The sequence below is a fragment of the Microbispora sp. H13382 genome (assembly GCF_014161445.1).
In the GTDB taxonomy this organism is placed as follows: Bacteria; Actinomycetota; Actinomycetes; order Streptosporangiales; family Streptosporangiaceae; genus Microbispora.
The window spans coordinates 165,500-183,181 of the sequence record NZ_JABBXA010000001.1 but is presented as its reverse complement, the minus strand read 5'-3'; the positions used below and the strand labels follow the sequence as shown (position 1 = coordinate 183,181).

Annotated in this window: 15 protein-coding genes; 10 read left to right on the top strand and 5 right to left on the bottom strand. The window is 71.6% G+C overall.

Annotation, left to right across the window (positions count from 1 at the left end):
• Position 1: 1 nt before the first annotated feature.
• Positions 2–1,552: a tRNA (N6-isopentenyl adenosine(37)-C2)-methylthiotransferase MiaB gene (gene miaB / locus HHX41_RS00735; protein WP_220503615.1), complete on the bottom strand. Its 1,551-nt coding sequence runs from the start codon at positions 1,550–1,552 to the stop codon at positions 2–4.
• 149 nt (positions 1,553–1,701) lie between these two features.
• Here miaB and HHX41_RS00730 point away from each other — a divergent pair, with 149 nt between their 5' ends.
• From HHX41_RS00730 to HHX41_RS00720, 3 genes are all read left to right on the top strand, one after another.
• Positions 1,702–2,343 carry a Uma2 family endonuclease gene (locus tag HHX41_RS00730; RefSeq protein ID WP_249349536.1) on the top strand — a complete coding sequence of 214 codons (642 nt, stop codon included), beginning with the start codon at positions 1,702–1,704 and terminating at the stop codon, positions 2,341–2,343.
• Between the two features lie 113 nt (positions 2,344–2,456).
• On the top strand, positions 2,457–4,523 hold the full coding sequence (locus HHX41_RS41550) for a sensor histidine kinase (RefSeq protein ID WP_182904404.1): 2,067 nt from the start codon (positions 2,457–2,459) through the stop codon (positions 4,521–4,523).
• Positions 4,495–5,133, top strand: coding sequence for a response regulator transcription factor (locus tag HHX41_RS00720; protein WP_169979275.1), 639 nt, complete (start codon positions 4,495–4,497; stop codon positions 5,131–5,133). Before HHX41_RS41550 ends, HHX41_RS00720 begins: the two co-directional genes overlap by 29 nt.
• Positions 5,134–5,147: 14 nt before the next feature.
• Here HHX41_RS00720 and HHX41_RS00715 read toward each other — a convergent pair whose 3' ends face one another.
• Positions 5,148–5,792 carry a hypothetical protein gene (locus tag HHX41_RS00715; RefSeq protein ID WP_169979276.1) on the bottom strand — a complete coding sequence of 215 codons (645 nt, stop codon included), beginning with the start codon at positions 5,790–5,792 and terminating at the stop codon, positions 5,148–5,150.
• A gap of 173 nt (positions 5,793–5,965) precedes the next feature.
• Here HHX41_RS00715 and HHX41_RS00710 point away from each other — a divergent pair, with 173 nt between their 5' ends.
• The 6 genes from HHX41_RS00710 to HHX41_RS00685 all read left to right on the top strand — a co-directional run bounded on the left by HHX41_RS00710 (position 5,966) and on the right by HHX41_RS00685 (position 11,971).
• Positions 5,966–6,721, top strand: coding sequence for an amino acid ABC transporter ATP-binding protein (locus HHX41_RS00710; protein ID WP_169979278.1), 756 nt, complete (start codon positions 5,966–5,968; stop codon positions 6,719–6,721).
• Positions 6,722–6,764: 43 nt separating this feature from the next.
• A complete protein-coding gene (locus HHX41_RS00705; RefSeq protein ID WP_169979280.1) occupies positions 6,765–7,598 on the top strand; it encodes a glutamate ABC transporter substrate-binding protein in 834 nt (277 codons plus the stop codon).
• Between the two features lie 35 nt (positions 7,599–7,633).
• On the top strand, positions 7,634–8,305 hold the full coding sequence (locus HHX41_RS00700; protein WP_169979282.1) for an amino acid ABC transporter permease: 672 nt from the start codon (positions 7,634–7,636) through the stop codon (positions 8,303–8,305).
• Positions 8,302–9,177 carry an amino acid ABC transporter permease gene (locus HHX41_RS00695; protein ID WP_169979284.1) on the top strand — a complete coding sequence of 292 codons (876 nt, stop codon included), beginning with the start codon at positions 8,302–8,304 and terminating at the stop codon, positions 9,175–9,177. Before HHX41_RS00700 ends, HHX41_RS00695 begins: the two co-directional genes overlap by 4 nt.
• Before the next feature lie 80 nt (positions 9,178–9,257).
• On the top strand, positions 9,258–9,995 hold the full coding sequence (locus tag HHX41_RS00690) for a transporter substrate-binding domain-containing protein (protein ID WP_182904403.1): 738 nt from the start codon (positions 9,258–9,260) through the stop codon (positions 9,993–9,995).
• 53 nt (positions 9,996–10,048) lie between these two features.
• Positions 10,049–11,971, top strand: a complete 1,923-nt coding sequence (locus tag HHX41_RS00685) for a prolyl oligopeptidase family serine peptidase (RefSeq protein ID WP_182904402.1) — start codon at positions 10,049–10,051, stop codon at positions 11,969–11,971.
• 10 nt (positions 11,972–11,981) lie between these two features.
• On the opposite strand, the gene HHX41_RS00680 is transcribed toward HHX41_RS00685, so the two are convergent.
• Entirely contained in the window at positions 11,982–12,665 is a 684-nt protein-coding gene (locus HHX41_RS00680) for a DUF305 domain-containing protein (RefSeq protein WP_182904401.1), read from the bottom strand.
• Between the two features lie 258 nt (positions 12,666–12,923).
• Here HHX41_RS00680 and HHX41_RS00675 point away from each other — a divergent pair, with 258 nt between their 5' ends.
• Positions 12,924–14,648: an LVIVD repeat-containing protein gene (locus HHX41_RS00675; RefSeq protein ID WP_220503614.1), complete on the top strand. Its 1,725-nt coding sequence runs from the start codon at positions 12,924–12,926 to the stop codon at positions 14,646–14,648.
• 152 nt (positions 14,649–14,800) lie between these two features.
• Here HHX41_RS00675 and rny read toward each other — a convergent pair whose 3' ends face one another.
• Both rny and recX read right to left on the bottom strand, forming a co-directional pair.
• Entirely contained in the window at positions 14,801–16,426 is a 1,626-nt protein-coding gene (gene rny, locus HHX41_RS00670) for a ribonuclease Y (RefSeq protein WP_169979294.1), read from the bottom strand.
• Between the two features lie 277 nt (positions 16,427–16,703).
• On the bottom strand, positions 16,704–17,675 hold the full coding sequence (gene recX, locus HHX41_RS00665) for a recombination regulator RecX (protein WP_259400544.1): 972 nt from the start codon (positions 17,673–17,675) through the stop codon (positions 16,704–16,706).
• Between the last annotated feature and the right edge of the window lie 7 nt (positions 17,676–17,682).

Below are 17,682 nucleotides of genomic sequence, written 5' to 3'. Positions count from 1 at the left end.
CTCAGACGGCCGAGCAGGCGGGCGGCTCCGCGGGGAGCGGCGCGGGACGGCCGATGCCGGGCATGCCCAGGCTGACGGCGTTGCCCCGCTGCGGGGCGGCCTGCCGGGCCTCCCAGGCGTCCCCCGCGCGGGTCCGCCGTACGGACAGGACCTTGTCGGCCACCAGGTGGTGCGGCGCGGCGTAGGTGACCTCGACGGTGACCATGTCGCCGGGACGGGCGCCGGCGGCGACATCGGCGGCGGCGAGGTGGACGAGCCGGTTGTCGGCCGCGCGGCCGGACAGACGGTGGGTGGCGTCGTCCTTGCGGCCCTCGCCCTCGGCGACCAGCACCTCCAGGGTGCGCCCGACCTGCTTCTTGTTCTCCTCCCAGGAGATCTCCTCCTGGAGGGCGACCAGGCGCTCGTACCGCTCCTGGACGACTTCCTTGGGCACCTGGTCGTCCATGGTCGCGGCCGGGGTGCCCGGGCGGATGGAGTACTGGAACGTGAACGCGTTGGCGAAGCGCGACCGCCGCACCACGTCGAGGGTCTGCTGGAAGTCCTCCTCGGTCTCGCCGGGGAAGCCCACGATGATGTCGGTGGAGATCGCGGCGTCCGGCATGGCGGCGCGGACGCGCTCGATGATCCCGAGGTAGCGCTCGGACCGGTACGACCGGCGCATGGCCTTGAGGACGCGGTCGGAGCCGGACTGCAGCGGCATGTGCAGCTGGTGCATCACGTTGGGCGTCTCGGCCATGGCGGCGATCACGTCGTCGGTGAAGGCGGCCGGGTGGGGCGAGGTGAAGCGGACCCGCTCCAGGCCCTCGACGTCGCCGCAGGCCCGCAGCAGCTTGCCGAACGCCAGCCGGTCGCCGAACTCCACGCCGTAGGTGTTGACGTTCTGGCCCAACAGGGTGACCTCCAGGACGCCCTGGTCGACCAGCGTGCGCACCTCGTTGAGGATGTCGCCGGGGCGGCGGTCCTTCTCCTTGCCGCGCAGCGACGGCACGATGCAGAACGTGCAGGTGTTGTTGCACCCGACCGAGATCGCCACCCAGGCGGCGTACGCCGACTCGCGGCGGCTCGGCAGCGTGGAGGGGAAGGTCTCCAGGGATTCCTTGATCTCGACCTGGGCCTCTTCGGCGATCCGGGCCCGCTCCAGCAGCACCGGCAGCGACCCGATGTTGTGGGTGCCGAAGACGACGTCCACCCAGGGGGCCCGGCGGACGATCTCGCCCTGGTCCTTCTGCGCCAGGCACCCGCCGACCGCGATCTGCATGCCCTTGCGGGCCGTCTTGATCGGCCTGAGATGCCCGAGGTTGCCGTAGAGCCGGTTGTCGGCGTTCTCCCGCACGGCGCAGGTGTTGAACACGACGACGTCCGGCGTCTCCCCGTCGGCCGCGCGGACGTATCCCGCGTCCTCCAGCAGCCCGGACAGCCGCTCCGAGTCGTGCACGTTCATCTGGCAGCCGTAGGTCCGGACCTCGTAGGTCCGGGTCGCACCCTCGGCGCCCTGTGTCGTCGTCGCGCCTTCGGCGCCCTGTGTCGTCACAGTCTGTGTGGTCGCAGTCATCGCACTACAAGGGTAGGCGCTTCCCCACCCCCGCCCGCACCGAAAGCATTACGCATCCAACCAAGCACACTGAGTGACGATAGGGTACGACGACGAACGCATGCGACACTGAGAACGGACCAATTGCTGAGAGGTGAGCCTCGATGGCGATGCCCGCACGATCCACGGAGGCGCCGATGCAGGCCCACGAGGCGCGGGCGGCGAGGAGCCCCTGGCGCGTCCCGGGCGAACTCGGCGTCGAGGAGTGGTTCGAGCTCAACGCGCAGGCGGACGACGGCAGCCGCTACGAGCTCATCGACGGGAGTCTCATCGTGTCCCCCGCACCGCTCCCGATGCACCAGTGGATCGGCGACAACCTGCGCGCGGCCCTCCAGGATGCGGCCCCCGAGGATCTGGTGGCGATCACCGCCACCGGGTTGCTTCTCGACGGCAGGCCGGGGGTCATCCCGGACGTCATGGTCGTCGACAGGCAGCCGATCCGCGAGGGCGCATCGGTCGTCCGGCCGGAGTGGGTGCGCCTGGTCGTGGAGATCGTCTCGCGGTCCACCACCATGACCGATCGGGTGGTGAAGCCCGCCAAGTACGCCGAGGCAGGCATCCCCTGTTTCTGGCGAGTCGAGACCCGCCCCTTCCGCGGGCAGGCCGCCGATCGTCTCCCCGTGATGTTCACCCACCGGCTCGACGAGGAGGGCCAGTACCAGCTGACCCACCGGGTGGGGGCGGGCGAGGCGGTCGCCGTGGCCGAGCCGTTCAAGGTGACCGTCGATCCCGAGGCGCTCGCCAGATTGTGACGTACCGCGAGGACCGGACGTCCTGGGACATCGTCCTGTTCGTCTGGGCATTTCGGTCGTTAGCCTGAGCCCGACTCAGCGGTCGCGCCGGAGGCGCGTGAAGGAGGCGGGCGGTGCGGCGTACTGCGTGGGCGGTCTGCGCGCTCACCCTGCTCCTGGTCGCCGCGGCCCTGGTGCTCGGCCACCGCAACGGCGCCGGGCTGTTCACCCAGAGCCACCTTCTCTACGTCGTCGTCTGCGCCCTGGTCGGCGGCCTGATCACCGCCGCACGTCCGGGCAACGCCGTCGGGTGGCTGATGGCCGCCTGCGGCCTGTGCTTCGCGTCGCTGGACGCGACCGGGCACTACGCGCTGGCCGGGCTGCCGTTCGCGACCCCGATGGCCTGGCCGCAGACGTGGCTGTGGGTGCCGGCCAACCTTTCCGTCGCCGCCGTTCCGGCGTTCTTCCCGTCGGGACGGCCGTCGTCGCCCGGGTGGCGCGCGGTCCTGTGGGGGCTCGCCGCGGTCGCCGCCGTGACGGCCGCGCTGAGCGCCCTGCTGCCGGGCCCCAGCCACCAGCTCGGCTGGGGCACGCCGCTGCCCAACCCCCTCGCGGTGCCCGCGCTCGCCGTCGTCGCGCCGTTCGTCGAGCCGCTCATGACCGGACTCATGGGCGCCCTGTTCGTGGCGGGCGCGGCCGGTCTCGTACGGCGGGCCCGGCGCGGAGGCGCCGACGAACGGGCCCAGCTCAAGTGGCTCGCGTACGCCGCCGGGCTCGCCGGGCTGATCGTCGCGGGGCGGGTGGCCGCAGGGCTCACCGACGGCGACCCGCGCTCCATCTGGCCCATCACCAGCGCGTTCTGGGAGGTCCTGGGGACGATCGCGGCCTGCCTGCTCCCGGCCGCCGCCGCGGTCGCGGTGCTGCGGCACGGCCTGTTCGACATCGACCTCGTGATCAACCGCACGCTCGTCTACGTCCTGTCGTCGGCGTGCGTGTTCGGCGGCTACATGCTCGTGGTCACCTATCTCGGCGCCGTGTTCCGCGCGGCGGACGGGCTGCCGGTGTCGGTGGCCGCCGCCGGGGTGGTCGCCCTCGTCTTCGCGCCGCTGCGCGAGCGGCTGCAACGCGCCGTCAACCTCGTGATGTACGGCAGGCGGGACGATCCGTACGCGGCGCTGGCCCTGCTGGGCAGGCGCCTGGAAGAGGCGGCGGAGCCGGGCGCGGCACTCGCGGCGGCGGCCCGGTCGGTGGCGGAGGCGCTGCGCCTGCCGCACGTCGCGGTCGAGGTCGCCGGCGGACCGACCCACGCCTTCGGCGCGCCCTCCCCCGGCGCCGTACGGCTGCCGCTCGTGCACCGGGGCGAGCCGGTGGGCGACCTGGTCCTTTCTCCGCGTTCGGGCGAGAGCGGCCTCGGCGCGAGGGACCGCCGCGTTCTCGCCGACCTCGCCCGCCAGACGGGGATCGCCGTGCACGCCGTACGGCTGTCGGCGGACCTGCAGCGCTCGCGCGAACGGCTGGTGGCGGCGCGCGAGGAGGAGCGGCGGCGGCTGCGCCGCGACCTGCACGACGGACTCGGGCCGACCCTGGCCGCGCTGACCATGCGGGCGGAGGCCGTGCAGGACATGGTGCGCGATCCGGACGCCCTGGCGATGCTCGAAGAGATCATGACGGACGCGCACACGGCGATGGCCGACGTACGGACGCTGGTGGAGGGGCTGCGGCCGCCGGCCCTCGACACGCTGGGCCTGGCCGGGGCGATCAGATCGCACGCGGCCCGGCTGCCCGGCGTCGAGGCCGACGTCGAGATCGAGGGGACCCTCCCGGCGCTGCCCGCGGCGGTGGAGGTGGCGGCGTACCGGATCGCGGCCGAGGCGCTGGCGAACGCGCGCCGCCACGCCGGGGCCGGACGGGTGCGCGTACGGCTCGGCATGACCGGCGGGGCCCCGCCCGGCGCGCTCGAAGTGGAGGTCGCCGACGAGGGCGGCGAGCCGCTCACGGACGGCAGTGGGAGCGGAGTCGGCACGGCGTCGATGCGAGAACGCGCGGCCGAACTCGGCGGCACCTGCCTGATCGGGCCGCGCCCCGGAGGCGGGACGCGGGTGCTGGCCCGCCTTCCCCTGCAGAGCGCACCCCAGGACGCGGCGCCGGACACGAGACGACGGGAGGCGGGCGATGGAGCCGATCCGCGTGCTGCTGGTTGACGATCACTCGGCCTTCCGGGCGGGGCTGCGCGCGCTCCTGCGGCCGGTGGAGGACGTGGAGGTCGCCGACGAGGCGGCCAGCGGCGAGCAGGCCCTCGCGCTCCTCCCCCGCGTGCAGCCCGACGTGGTGCTGATGGACCTCGCGATGCCGGGCATGGGCGGGGTGGCGGCGACCGAGCGGATCATCCGGGACAACCCGCACGTGCGGGTCCTCGTGCTCAGCATGGCGGACGACGACGACGCGGTCTTCGCGGCGGTGCGCGCGGGGGCGCGCGGGTACGTGCTCAAGGGCGCGCGGCGGGCCGAACTCGTGCGGGCGATCCGGGCCGTGGCCGAGGGCGAGGCGATCTTCGGCCCCGCCCTCGCCGGACGGCTGATGGGCTACTTCTCCGACCTCGGCAGAAAGCCGGAGCCCAGCTTCCCCGAACTCACCCCGCGTGAACGGGAGATCCTGGCCCTGGTCGCCGGCCACCTGACGAACGTCCAGATAGCGGCCCGGCTCGGGCTGAGCCAGAAGACCGTGCGCAACCACGTGTCCAGCATCTTCACCAAGCTGCGCGTGGCCGACCGGGCCGAGGCGATCATGCTGGCCAGGGAGTCGGGCCTCTAGGCACACTCCCCGGCTCAGGCGGCCCGCCAGTCGTCGACGGGCATGCGCAGGACCTTCAGGGCGACCGTGCCGAACGCGGCGAGGTGGAACAGCGATCCGATGGCCTGGACGGCCGGCGGCTGCCCCATCGTGAGGAACGGCCCGCAGACGCCCGCGAGCGCCGCCACCGGGACCCACCACGGCGCCCGCCGCACGGCCGCCAGGCCCGTCAGCAGCACCAGCAGGCCCACGTGGAGGAGGAAGCCGGGCAGGAGCACGCCGTACACGAACCCGCCGAGCGCGCCGGCCACCTCCGTCACCCGGGCGGCCTGGTCGTCCGGGAGGGTGAGCGCCAGCGCCAGGTCGTAGAAGTCGGTCATGAACAGGCAGGTGGCGGTGGCCGCGCCGGTCAGTCCGACGGCCGCGCCGATGTTGCCGGTGCGCGGCGCCCGGCGGCGCAGCAGATGGGCGAGCCCGAGGATCACCGGGACCAGGCAGACGGTCGCCCACTGGAACAGCAGCGCGCTGGCCTGCACCTGCACGGGACTCGCGCGGAACACGGCGGGATCGTGCTCGGTGCCCGGCGGCGAGGTGAGGAAGGCCAGGCCCAGCAGGACGGGCCACGCCAGCATGGCGGTTCCCGCGACGGTCTTACGAAACAGATCCGGATTTCTCAGCATCTGGGCTCCTAAGCGATGAAAGATCGGCAGGAGCCAACCGGGACCGCGTCCCGGGCCGCATGGGCCGGCCGCACCCGGCGGTCGGGATGGGGTCCTGAACAGCCGGGATGTGACCGATTCGGTACCGGGGCGTTAGTGACTTGGCCGTCTTGACACCCGTACGTTTGATGACCATGACGGAGAACAGTGGTGGGGCCCCGCTTGTCAGGCTGGAGGGAGTCAACAAGCATTTCGGTCCGCTGCACGTGCTCAGGGACATCGACCTGAGCGTGGGCCGGGGCGAGGTGGTCGTCGTCATCGGCCCGTCCGGCAGCGGCAAGTCGACCTTGTGCCGCGTGATCAACCGGCTGGAGACCATCGACGGCGGGAGCATCGTCTTCGACGGTCAGGAGCTTCCCGCGGAGGGCCGGGCCCTCGCCCGCCTGCGGTCCGAGGTGGGAATGGTGTTCCAGTCCTTCAATCTGTTCTCCCACAAGACGATCCTGGAGAACGTCACGCTCGGCCCGGTCAGGGTACGGAAGGTCTCCCGGCAGCAGGCCGAGCAGCGGGGCATGGAGCTGCTCGAACGCGTCGGCATCGCCTCGCAGGCCGACAAGTATCCCGCCCAGCTGTCCGGAGGCCAGCAGCAGCGAGCGGCCATCGCCCGCGCGCTGGCGATGGACCCCAAGATGATCCTTTTCGACGAGCCCACCTCGGCCCTCGACCCGGAGATGGTCCAGGAAGTGCTCGACGTGATGACCGGCCTGGCGCGCGACGGCATGACGATGATGGTCGTCACCCACGAGATGGGCTTCGCCCGCCGGGCGGCCAACCGGGTCGTCTTCATGGCCGACGGCCAGATCGTCGAGGAGGGCGAGCCCTCGGAGTTCTTCACCCAGCCGAGCACCGAGCGCGCCCGCGACTTCCTTTCCAAGATCCTCACCCACTGATCCCCGCTCACGACAAGCTCCACGAAAGCGAAAGGTGACACGGATGCGATTCGGAGCCGGCCTGCTCGCGCTCGCCGCCCTGGCTACCGGCCTGACGGCCTGCGGCAACTCCGGGGCGGACTCGATCGCCGACAAGGCGAAGAACGACAAGAAGCTCGTCATCGGCATCAAGATCGACCAGCCGGGCTGGGGGCTGAAGAAGCCCGACGGCAGCTACGGCGGGTTCGACGTGGACGTGGCCAAGTACGTCGCCAAGGAACTCGGCGTGCCGGAGAGCGGGATCACCTTCAAGGAGGCCCAGTCGGCCAACCGTGAGCCGTTCATCCAGCAGGGCCAGGTGGACATGGTCGTCGCGACCTACTCCATCACCGACGAGCGCAAGAAGAAGATCTCCTTCGCCGGCCCCTACCTGGTCACCGGGCAGGACATCCTCGTCCGCGCGGACGACACCTCGATCACCGGGGTCGACTCCCTCAAGGACAAGAAGGTCTGCGGCGCCCAGGGCTCGTCGTCGCCGAAGCGGCTCGCCGAGAAGTTCGGGGCCGAGTGGGAGTCCAAGAACCTCACCCAGCAGCAGGGGTACGGCGCCTGCCTGCCGTTGCTGGAGAACAAGCAGGTCGACGCGATCTCCACGGACGCGACGATCCTCGCCGGGTTCGCCGCCCAGTTCCCCGGCAAGTTCAAGCTGATCGGCCAGCCGTTCAGCGAGGAGAAGTACGGCATCGGCATCAAGATGGACGACAAGGCCGGCCGCGACGCGATCAACAACGCCATCGAGAAGTTCTTCAACGACGGCAGCTGGCGCAAGGCCCTCGACGCCAACCTCGGCGAGTTCGGCAAGTACTTCACCACGCCGCCGTCCGTCGAGCGGTACTAGGACGGCGCGGCAGCGGCACTGAGAGGAGGCCGGCGGTGGAGGCCGTCGTCGACGAGCTTCCCGTCATCCTCGGCGCGTTCTGGCTGACGGTGAAGCTCACGGTGGTCAGCGGGGTCATCTCGCTGGTCTGGGGGATCGTGCTGGCGGCCATGCGCGTCAGCCCGCTGCCGGTGCTGCGAGGGGCGGGCGCGGTGTACGTCAGCGTGCTGCGCAACACGCCCCTCACGTTGATCATCGTGTTCTGCGGCCTCGGCCTGGGCACGGTGATGAACGTTCAGTTCTCCCGGGACGACCTGTCGCTCAACAGCTTCTGGCTGTCGATCATCGGGTTGTCCGCCTACACGTCCGCCTTCGTCTGCGAGGTCGTGCGGTCCGGGATCAACACCGTGCCGCTCGGGCAGGCGGAGGCGGCGCGGGCGATCGGCCTGACGTTCCTGCAGACGCTCCGCCTGGTGATCCTCCCCCAGGCGGTGCGCACGGTCATCGCCCCGCTCGGGACCCTGCTGAACGCGCTGGTCAAGAACACGACGGTCGCGGCCGCGATCGGCGTCATGGAGGCGGCGCTGCGGATGAAGAACCTGTTCGACGCCCACGGAGACGCGATCATTCCCATCTTCCTCGGCTTCGCGGCCGGGTTCGTCGTGCTGACCCTTCCCATGAACCTGCTGGCCGGCCGGCTGGCCCGGCGCCTGGCGGTGGTCCGATGACGGAGCGCGGGGCCACCGTCCTCTACGACGTCCCGGGCCCGCGGACCCGGCTGCGCAACAACGCGCTGACGCTGACGTTCGGCGTCGTCCTGCTGCTGGTCGCGTACTTCGTGTGGACGAAGTTCGACGAGAAGGGCCAGTGGAACGGCGAGCTGTGGCAGCCGTTCCTGCGGGCCGACACCTGGACCGAGCTGATCCTGCCCGGGCTCCTCAACACGCTGACCGCCGCCGCGGTCGCCGCGGTGCTCGCCCTGCTGTTCGGGGCGGTGTTCGGCATCGCGCGCCTTTCGGACCACCGCTGGGTGCGCGTTCCGGCCGCGGTGGTCGTCGAGGCCTTCCGCGCGGTCCCGGTGCTGATGCTCATCTTCTTCGCGCAGTACGGCGGGAGCCTGGCCGGGCTGGTCGTGACCGAGTTCGCGGCCGTGGTCTTCGGCCTGACGGTCTACAACGGGTCGGTCCTGGCCGAGATCGTGCGCGCGGGCATCCTCGCCGTGCCGCGCGGCCAGGCCGAGGCGGGATCCGCCATCGGCCTGCGCAAGAACCAGGTGATGCGGCTGATCCTGCTGCCGCAGGCGGTCACCGCGATGATGCCCGCGATCGTCAGCCAGCTCGTGGTGCTGCTCAAGGACACCGCGCTCGGGTTCGTCGTGGCGTACGCCGACCTGCTGAACGCGGGCGCCCGCGTGGTCCCGGCCAACTACGCCAACCTGATCCCCTCGGTCATCGTGATCGCGGCGGTCTACATCGCGATCAACCTGGCACTGGGCTACCTCGCCACCTGGCTGGAACGGCGCAGCAGGCGCAGCCGCAAGGTCTCGGCCGACCCGGCCGCCGCGGAGATGGCCGGCGGCGAGGTCCCGCTCGTGCGCTGACCCAGCACATCTCACGGGTAAAGGGATCTTTGCCGTGTCGCTGCTGGCACCGGGAGGCGCCCGACCTCGATATTGAGCGCGTGTGGCGTGGCGGTGCCGTGGTCGGCGTCCTGGCGGCCGCGTTCCTCGCCGGCGGATGCGGGAACGACGGCACGCTGGTGGTCGGCGTGCGCCCCGGGCAGCCGGGCCTGGTCACCCGGCTCCCCGACGGCCGCTACAGCGGCTTCGACGTCGAGGTGGCACAGTACGTCGCGCGGGCGCTCGGCTACCGCGACGACCAGGTCGTCTACACGATCGACCCGTCGCGGGCCGATCTCGTCGTCGGCGCCACCGGCCCGGCGGGCTCCCGGTACGTCGCCGGGCCCTACCTGGTGACCAGCACCGACATCCTCGTCCGGGCCGGCGACCTGTCCGTCCGCCGCCCGCGCGACCTCGCCCGCAAGCGCGTCTGCGCCACCCGTGAATCGGCCGAGCCTCTCGTGAAGAGGTTCGGCACCCGGTGGCGGCAGTTCTTCCTCGCCGAGGCGAACCTGCCCGCGGCCTGCGCGCCGCTGCTGGCCTCCGGCCGGACCGACGCGATCGTGGCCGACGCCCCCGTGCTCGCCGGGCTGTCGGCGCAGTATCCCGGCAGGTTCCGCTTCAGCGGCAGACCCCTGGCGACCGAGGAGTACGGCATCGCCGCCGGGACGCCCGCGCTGCGCGACCAGGTCGAGGAGGCGCTGCGCCGGATGTTCGAGGACGGCACGTGGAAACGGACGGTCATCGACCAGCTCGGCCCGCTCGCCACCCGCTACACCGCTCCCCCGTCCCTCGACTGACGCCTTGCCGCATTCCCACCCCCGGGGGCGGGCTCGTCCGGCAGGATGCGGTCATGCCCCCCACGCCCGGCCCGAGGCCGTTCTCGCCACGCCCCTCGCCCATCTCCACCACCGACGTGGCGCGTGCCGGGCTGCGACTCGGCTTCCCGACCGTGCTGGGCCGGGAGACGTGGTGGGAGGAGGACCGCCCCGCCGAGGGCGGCCGCCGTACCGTCGTCCACCGGGCCGCCGACGGCACTCTCACCGACCTGCTTCCCGCGCCCTGGGACGCCCGTACGCGGGTGCACGAGTACGGCGGGCGGTCCTATGTCGTCGTCCCCGGCCACGGCCTCGTCTTCGCGCACCGGCCCGACCAGCGGCTCTATCTCGCCCCGTCCCGGCCGGACGACGGGCCGGGGCGGGGCGCGGAGCGGCCCCGGCCGGTCACGCCGGCGCCCGACGCGCCGGGCGCGTCGCGCTACGCCGACCTGCGGGTCCAGGACGGCCCGGACGGGCCCCGGGTGTGGTGCGTCCGGGAACGCCATCACCAGGACGCCCAGGTCACCCGCTCGATCGTGTCGGTGGCGCTCTCCGGGGCGGGCGACGTCACCGAGTGGGTCGCGGGGAGCGACTTCTACGCCTCGCCCACGCCGTCCCCCGACGGGCGGCACCTCGCCTACATCTGCTGGAACCACCCCCACATGCCCTGGACCGGCACCGAACTGCGGGTCACGCGGCTGTCCGACGGCGCCACGTGGACGGTGATGGGCGGGCCTGCCGAGTCGGTCCTCGCGCCGCTGTGGTGCGGCGAGCGGCACCTGTACGCCGTCTCCGACCGGTCCGGCTGGTGGAACCTCTACCGGGCCGACGTGTCCGGGGCGTCGTGCGAGGCGCTCTGCCCCCTCGACGAGGAGTTCGCCGGGCCGCTGTGGCAGCTCGGCGGCCTGCCGTACGCCGTGCTGGGCGACGGGCGGCTCGCCGTGCCGCACGGGCGCGGCGACCTGCGCCTGGGCGTCCTCGACCCGGAGACGGGCACGCTGAGCGACCTCGACGTCCCCTACCGGGGCTGGGCGCCCGTGCTGGACACGGACGGCGACGTGCTCGTCGGCATCGGCTACGGGCCGGACGTGCCGCGCTCGGTCGTCCGGATCGGCACCGCCGGCGACGCCGGTCGCGCCGGTCGCGCCGGTCGCGCCGAGGAACTGCGACGGGAGGTCGAGGACGTTCCCACCGGCGTCCTCCCCGTGCCCCGGGCCGTTGAGTTCGAGGCCGGGCCCGGCATGCGCGTGCACGCGTACCTGTATCCCCCGGCGGGGGCGGACGAGGGCGGCGTGCCGTACGTCGTCTTCGTGCACGGCGGGCCGACCGGGCACGCGACGAGCGAGCTCAGCCTGGACAAGGCGTTCTTCACCAGCCGCGGCATCGGCGTGATCGACGTCAACTACGGAGGGTCCAGCGGATACGGCCGGGCCTACCGGGAACGCCTGCGCGGCCGGTGGGGCGTGACCGACGTGGAGGACGTGGTCGCCGCGGCGAAGTGGCTGGTCGCCGAGGGCCTCGCCGATCCCGCCCGGATCGCCGTACGCGGGGCGAGCGCGGGCGGGTGGACGGTCATGGCCGCCTGCGGCGCGTCGGACGTCTTCGCGGGCGGCGTCTCGGTGGCGGGCGTCAGCGCGCTCGCGCCCCTGGTCGCGGCCACCCACGACTTCGAGTCGCGGTACGTGGAGTGGCTGGTCGGTCCCGAGGACCGCTACGGCGAGCGTGAGCCGCTCGCCCTGGCCGACCGGGTGACCTGTCCCATGCTGCTGATGCAGGGGCTCGCCGACCCGGTCGTGCCGCCGGCCCAGTCCCAGGCGTTCGCCGACCGCCTGACGGCACGCGGCGTGCCCTGCACCTACCTGACGTTCGAGGGCGAGGCGCACGGGTTCCGGCGGCTGGAGACCCGGGCCGCGGCCCTCGCCGCCGAGCTGTCGTTCTACCTGCAGATCTTCGGGTGAGCGGAGGCGGTCACCCGTCCATCTGGGCGAGGAGGCCGCGCATGCGGTCGATCTCTATCCGCTGGTCCGCGTCGACATGGGTGACGAACTGGTTGATCTCCACCTCCTCGCCTCCCCCGTCGCCGAAGAGCCCCTCCACCATCGTCAGCGCGCCCAGATGGTGCTGGATCATGTACTCGTAGAAGAGCCGGTCGAACCGCGCCCCCTTGGCCTGCTCCAGCTCGGCGAACTGCTCCTCGCTGAGCATGCCGGGCATGAGCGCCCCGCCCCCGTGGTCGTGCCCCGCGCCGGAGCCCACGCTCGGGACCTGCTGGAGCCTTGCCCTGAGCCAGCGCACCATCAGGTCGATCTCGTCCTGCTGGGAGATCTCGATCCGTTTGGCGAAACGGGGCAGGTCCTTGCTCTCACTGCGGCCGGAGACGAGCGCGGTCATGCGCAGGGCCTGGGAATGATGCCGGATCATCCCCTGCATGAACCGCACGTCGGCGTCGGTGTACTCCCGGTCGTCCGGGCGCGGCACGTCGTCGGCCGGCACGACCTTGCTGCCCTGTCCCGGCGCACCCGGCTGGACGACGTTCACCTTGGCCTGTTCGGTGGTCTCGGCCGTACAGGCGCTGATCGCGGCAGCGGCCAGCACGAGCGCGAGAAGCTGCCGAAACGAGGTGGAGGAGATCATGGCCTGGGCTCGCTTCATCGGCGGTGGGGGGATACCGGCCAAACCGGAGGATGTGTAGGGGTATAGCACATTCACCCCAGATTCAGTTAGTGTCCCCCAAACGCCGCGTAGATCTTGTGGGTCGGGCCGGGCCCGGGATCTGTCGCACGCGCAATGGGTCACTCCGGAAAGAGCAGAAAAGGAGGGGTGCGACCCTTGAGAATCAGCCGTGCGGCAGCACGTTGGGGGCGTGCTGGATTAAGGAAGATCGGAGTCGTCGCCGCAGGGGTGGTCCTGGTGGGCCTTGTGCCCGCCACGGCCATGGCCGACGACGCCGATCCCCGAGCCGGCCTTGGAGCCGGTTGGCTGGATGCCCAGCAGGCGAGCCAGGGGCTGGAGCTCCTGGCTCACCGGGACAAGCCGGAGGGCTTCTACCAGGCCTCAAGCCCGGGCAACTCGTCGTTCGCGAACTCGGACTTGGCGTTCAGCGGCAAGTACGCGTTCGTCGGCAACTTCACCGGTTTCAACATCTACGACGTCTCCACCCCCTCGAACCCGGTCCTGACCACCTCCGTGGTCTGCCCGGGCGGCCAGGGCGACCTGTCGGTGTACGGCAATCTGCTGTTCATGTCGGTGGAGGAGACCCGGGGCCGGATCGACTGCGGCACGCAGGGCGCGAGCGGCACGGTGAACCCGGACCGCTTCCGCGGTGTCCGGATCTTCGACGTGAGCGACATCAGCAGGCCGGTCCAGGTGGCGGCCGTGCAGACCTGCCGCGGCTCGCACACGCACACCCTGGTCACCGGCAAGAACGACCCGGACAACGTGTACGTCTACGTGCAGGGCACGTCGAGCATCCGCTCGGGTTCCGAGCTCGCGGGCTGCGCCAACACCGCGGCGACCGACCCGAACACGGCCCAGTGGCGTATCGAGGTCATCAAGGTACCGGTGGCCGCGCCGCAGAACGCGGCGATCGTCTCCACGCCGCGCCTGTTCACCGACCCGGAGACCGGCGCGATCAACGGCCTGCAGAACACCCCGCAGACCCCGCGGCACCCGTCCGGCTCGGCCTGGTCGCCGTCGCCGGTCACCACCCACTGCCACGACATCACGGCCTACCCCGAGATCGGCCTGGCGGCCGGGGCGTGCGCGGGCAACGGGCTCCTGATCGACATCTCCGACCCGGCCAACCCGAAGCGGCTTGACGCCGTGACGGACCCGAACTTCGCGTACTGGCACTCGGCCACGTTCAACAACGACGGGACCAAGGTCATCTTCACGGACGAGTGGGGCGGCGGCAGCGCGGCACGGTGCCGCGTGACCGACGAGCCGTCGTGGGGCGCCAACGCCATCTTCGACATCGTCGACGGCAAGCTGCAGTTCCGCAGCTACTACAAGCTGCCGGTGGCGCAGACGAACCAGGAGAACTGCGTCGCGCACAACGGGTCGCTCGTTCCCGTGCCCGGCCGGGACATCATGGTCCAGGCCTGGTACCAGGGCGGCGTCTCGATGTTCGACTTCACCGACTCGGCCAACCCGCATGAGATCGCGTACTTCGACCGCGGCCCGATCAGCACGTCCTCCCTGCTCCTCGGTGGCTTCTGGTCGGCGTACTACTACAACGGCCATGTCTTCGGCAGCGAGATCGCGCGCGGGTTCGACGCGTTCAAGCTGCTGCCGAGCGAGCACCTGGACCAGGCCGAGATCGACGCGGCGGCCACGGTCACCTACGACCGGTTCAACAGCCAGCACCAGCCTCGGGTGACGTGGCCGGCGAGCTTCCCGCTGGTGCGTGCCTACTACGCGCAGGCGCTGCGCACCGGCACCATGCAGCAGGACACCGCCGACAACGTGCGGAAGTTCGTCGACCGGGCCGAGCGGTTCACGAACGGGCCGCAGAAGAACGCCGCCGTGGCGCAGCTTCGGGCCGTCTCCCACCAGCTCGACACCTCCGTCGGGGCACAGGCGACGCTGTCGGAGGCGCTCAACGACCTCGCCGACGCGCTCAGCCACAAGGCCTAGGTCGTGTCTGACACTCCCTAGCCGACCAGGGGGGCGTCCCACCGGGACGTCCCCCGCGACCCGGGTCCCCGCCCAGCACTGGACGGGGACCCTTGGCTTTGGCTGTGGGGGTGTGGCCCGGCCGCCCGCATGGGCGGGTCAGGCGGGGGGCTCTACCGGGCGAACTCGGTGGCGCGGGACTCGCGGACCACGGTGATCCGGATCTGGCCGGGATAGGTCAGCTCCTCCTCGACCTGCTTGGCGACGTCCCTGGCGATGACCTGGGCCTGGATGTCGTCGACGTTGTCGGGCCGGACCATGACCCGGATCTCCCTGCCCGCCTGCATGGCGAAGACCTTGTCCACTCCCTCGTAGGACTGGGCGATCTCCTCCAGGCGCTCCAGCCGCTTGACGTACGCCTCCAGGGACTCGCGCCGGGCGCCGGGGCGGCTGCCGCTGATCGCGTCCGCGGCCTGGGTGAGGACCGCCTCGACGGTCCTGACCTCCACCTCGTTGTGGTGCGCCTCGATGGCGTGGACGACGTCCTCGTGCTCGCCGTACCGCCGGGCGATCTCCGCGCCGATCATCGCGTGGCTGCCCTCGACCTCGTGGGTGAGCGCCTTGCCGATGTCGTGCAGAAGCGCGCAGCGCTTGACGAGGTCACGGTCGAGCCGCAACTCGGAGGCCATGATGCCGGCGATGTGCGCCGACTCGATGAGGTGCTTGAGCACGTTCTGGCCATAGGACGTGCGGTAGCGCAGCTGGCCCAGCAGGGTGACCAGCTCGGGGTGCATCTCGGTGATGCCCAGCTCGACCAGCGCGTCCTCTCCGGCCCGCACGCACAGGTCCAGCACCTCGGCCTTGCTGCGCTCGTACGCCTCCTCGATGCGCTGGGGGTGGATCCGGCCGTCGAGCACGAGCTTCTCCAGCGTCAGCCTGGCCGTCTCCCGGCGGACCGGGTCGAAGCACGACAGCAGCACCGCCTCCGGCGTGTCATCGATGATCAGGTTGACACCGGTGGTGGACTCGAAGGCCCGGATGTTGCGGCCCTCGCGGCCGATGATGCGGCCCTTCATCTCGTCGCCGGGCAGATGGAGGACGCTCACCACCGACTCGGCCGTCTGCTCGGTGGCGACCCGCTGCACGGCCAGCGTCACGATCTTGCAGGCGCGTTTCTCCCCCTCACGCCGGGCCTCGCTCTCGATCTCCCGGACGATCAGCGCGGCCTCGCGCTTCGCCTGGTTCTCGATCTCCTTGACCAGCTCCGCCTTGGCCTGCTCGGCCGTCAGGCCCGCGACCCGCTCCAGGATCTCCTGCCGCCGCTCGGCCACCCGGTCCAGCTCCTCGCGGCGGTCGGCCAGCTCGGTCTCCGTCTCGGCCAGCTTGCGGGCCCGCTCGGTCTGCCTGCGCGCCTCCTCGTCGAGCCGCTGCTCACGCTCGGCCAGCCGGTTCTCGCGGCGCTCGAGATCGGAGCGCAGCTCCTTGAGCTCGGTCTTGAGGATGCGCGCCTCCTCCTCGACCTCCTTGCGCGTCAGCGCGGCACTCTCGGCCAGTGTCTCCGACTTCTTGAGAATCTCCCCCGCGTCACGCTCCGCCTTCGTACGAATCTCCTCGGCCTCGCGCCTGGCGCGTTCGAGTTCCTCGTTGACCTCGGCCTTCACCTCGGCGAGTTGCTCGGGTGAGGGGCCGGACGGTGCGACGACGCCGCCGGTGCGGCGCATGACTATGACAAGGGCGGCGATCATCACGAGAGCCAGCAGCACCACCGCAACCGCAAGAACGATCACGATCGTGTCCATGCGCTCACCCCTCACGACAACTCTTGGCAGGGGTCACACACGCAGCACGGCAGCACCCGGTGGCGCCACCAGGACAAATATGGTCGCAATGCCCGGACGCCCCGAGGGGCGGCCGATATGGCCCGAAGGCCGGTCAAAGTCTCTCGTCCGTCGTGTACACCGTTATGGCAATCCGCGCTGCGCGGAGTAACTCCTCACTGCGGTCGAGATTAAGCGTCAGAGAGGTAACGAGCAAGCAAAGATGCCCTGTCAAGTGACTTTTGCATGGTGCTATGGCTCACTCGAAAGTATCCGGAAGCCCATCTGAAGGGCTGCCTTCGGCCTCGATCGCCTCTCGGACCACGCGGAAGGCCAGGCCCGGCGAGTAGCCCTTGCGGGCCAGCATGCCGACCAATCGTCGCATGCGCGCCTGCGGCTCCACCCCTCGGGTGGCCGCCAGTTTCCGCTCCACCAGCCTGCGCGCGGTCTCGGTCTCCTCGTCGGGATCGAGCCGCCCGACGGCGTCCTTGACCGTCTCCTCCGCGACGCCGCGCTGCCGCAGTTCCTGGGCGAGCGCGCGGCGGGCGAGGCCGCGACCGGCGTGCCGGGAGCTCACCCACGCGGCGGCGAACGCCTCGTCGTCGATGAGCCCGACCTCGGAGAACCGCTCCAGCACGGCGTCGGCCGCCTCCTCGGGCACGTCTCGCTTGCGCAACGCCTCCGCGAGCTGGGCCCGGGTCTTGGGCGCCATCGTCAGCAGCCGCAGGCAGATGGCCCTGGCCACCGCCTCCGGGTCGGCCGGCGGCCCCTCGCTCGCCGCGGTACCCTCCTGCGGCCCGTCGGGCAGCCACCCTCCGGACCGCTGGCGCGGCTCACCCCTGTCTCCCCGGCTGTCTCCCCGGCGCCGCCTGCCGCGCCCCTGACGCCGGCGTCCGGGCCCGGGATCCTCCCGGCCCGATGCGTCACGCTCCCAGAGACCGCCCCCGCCGGAGCCCGCGGTGTCGTCCCCGGCGCCGCCGAAGCCCCCGATCTCGCCGAAGCCCTCGGCACCGCCGGAGCCCCCGGTGTCGCCGGAGCCCTCGGCGCCGTCACCAGCGCGCCGGCCCGAAGCACCACCGGAGCGCCTGCGGATCTCCGCCCGCAGGGCGGCGATCGTCGCGGACGCGTCCTCGGCGGATCCGGGCGGCTCTTCGGCCGGTCCCCAGGGGCCGGAGTTCCAGTCCCCCGGCCCGATCTCGCCGTCCGGGCGGGGGGACTCCTCACGCCTCATGCCTGCG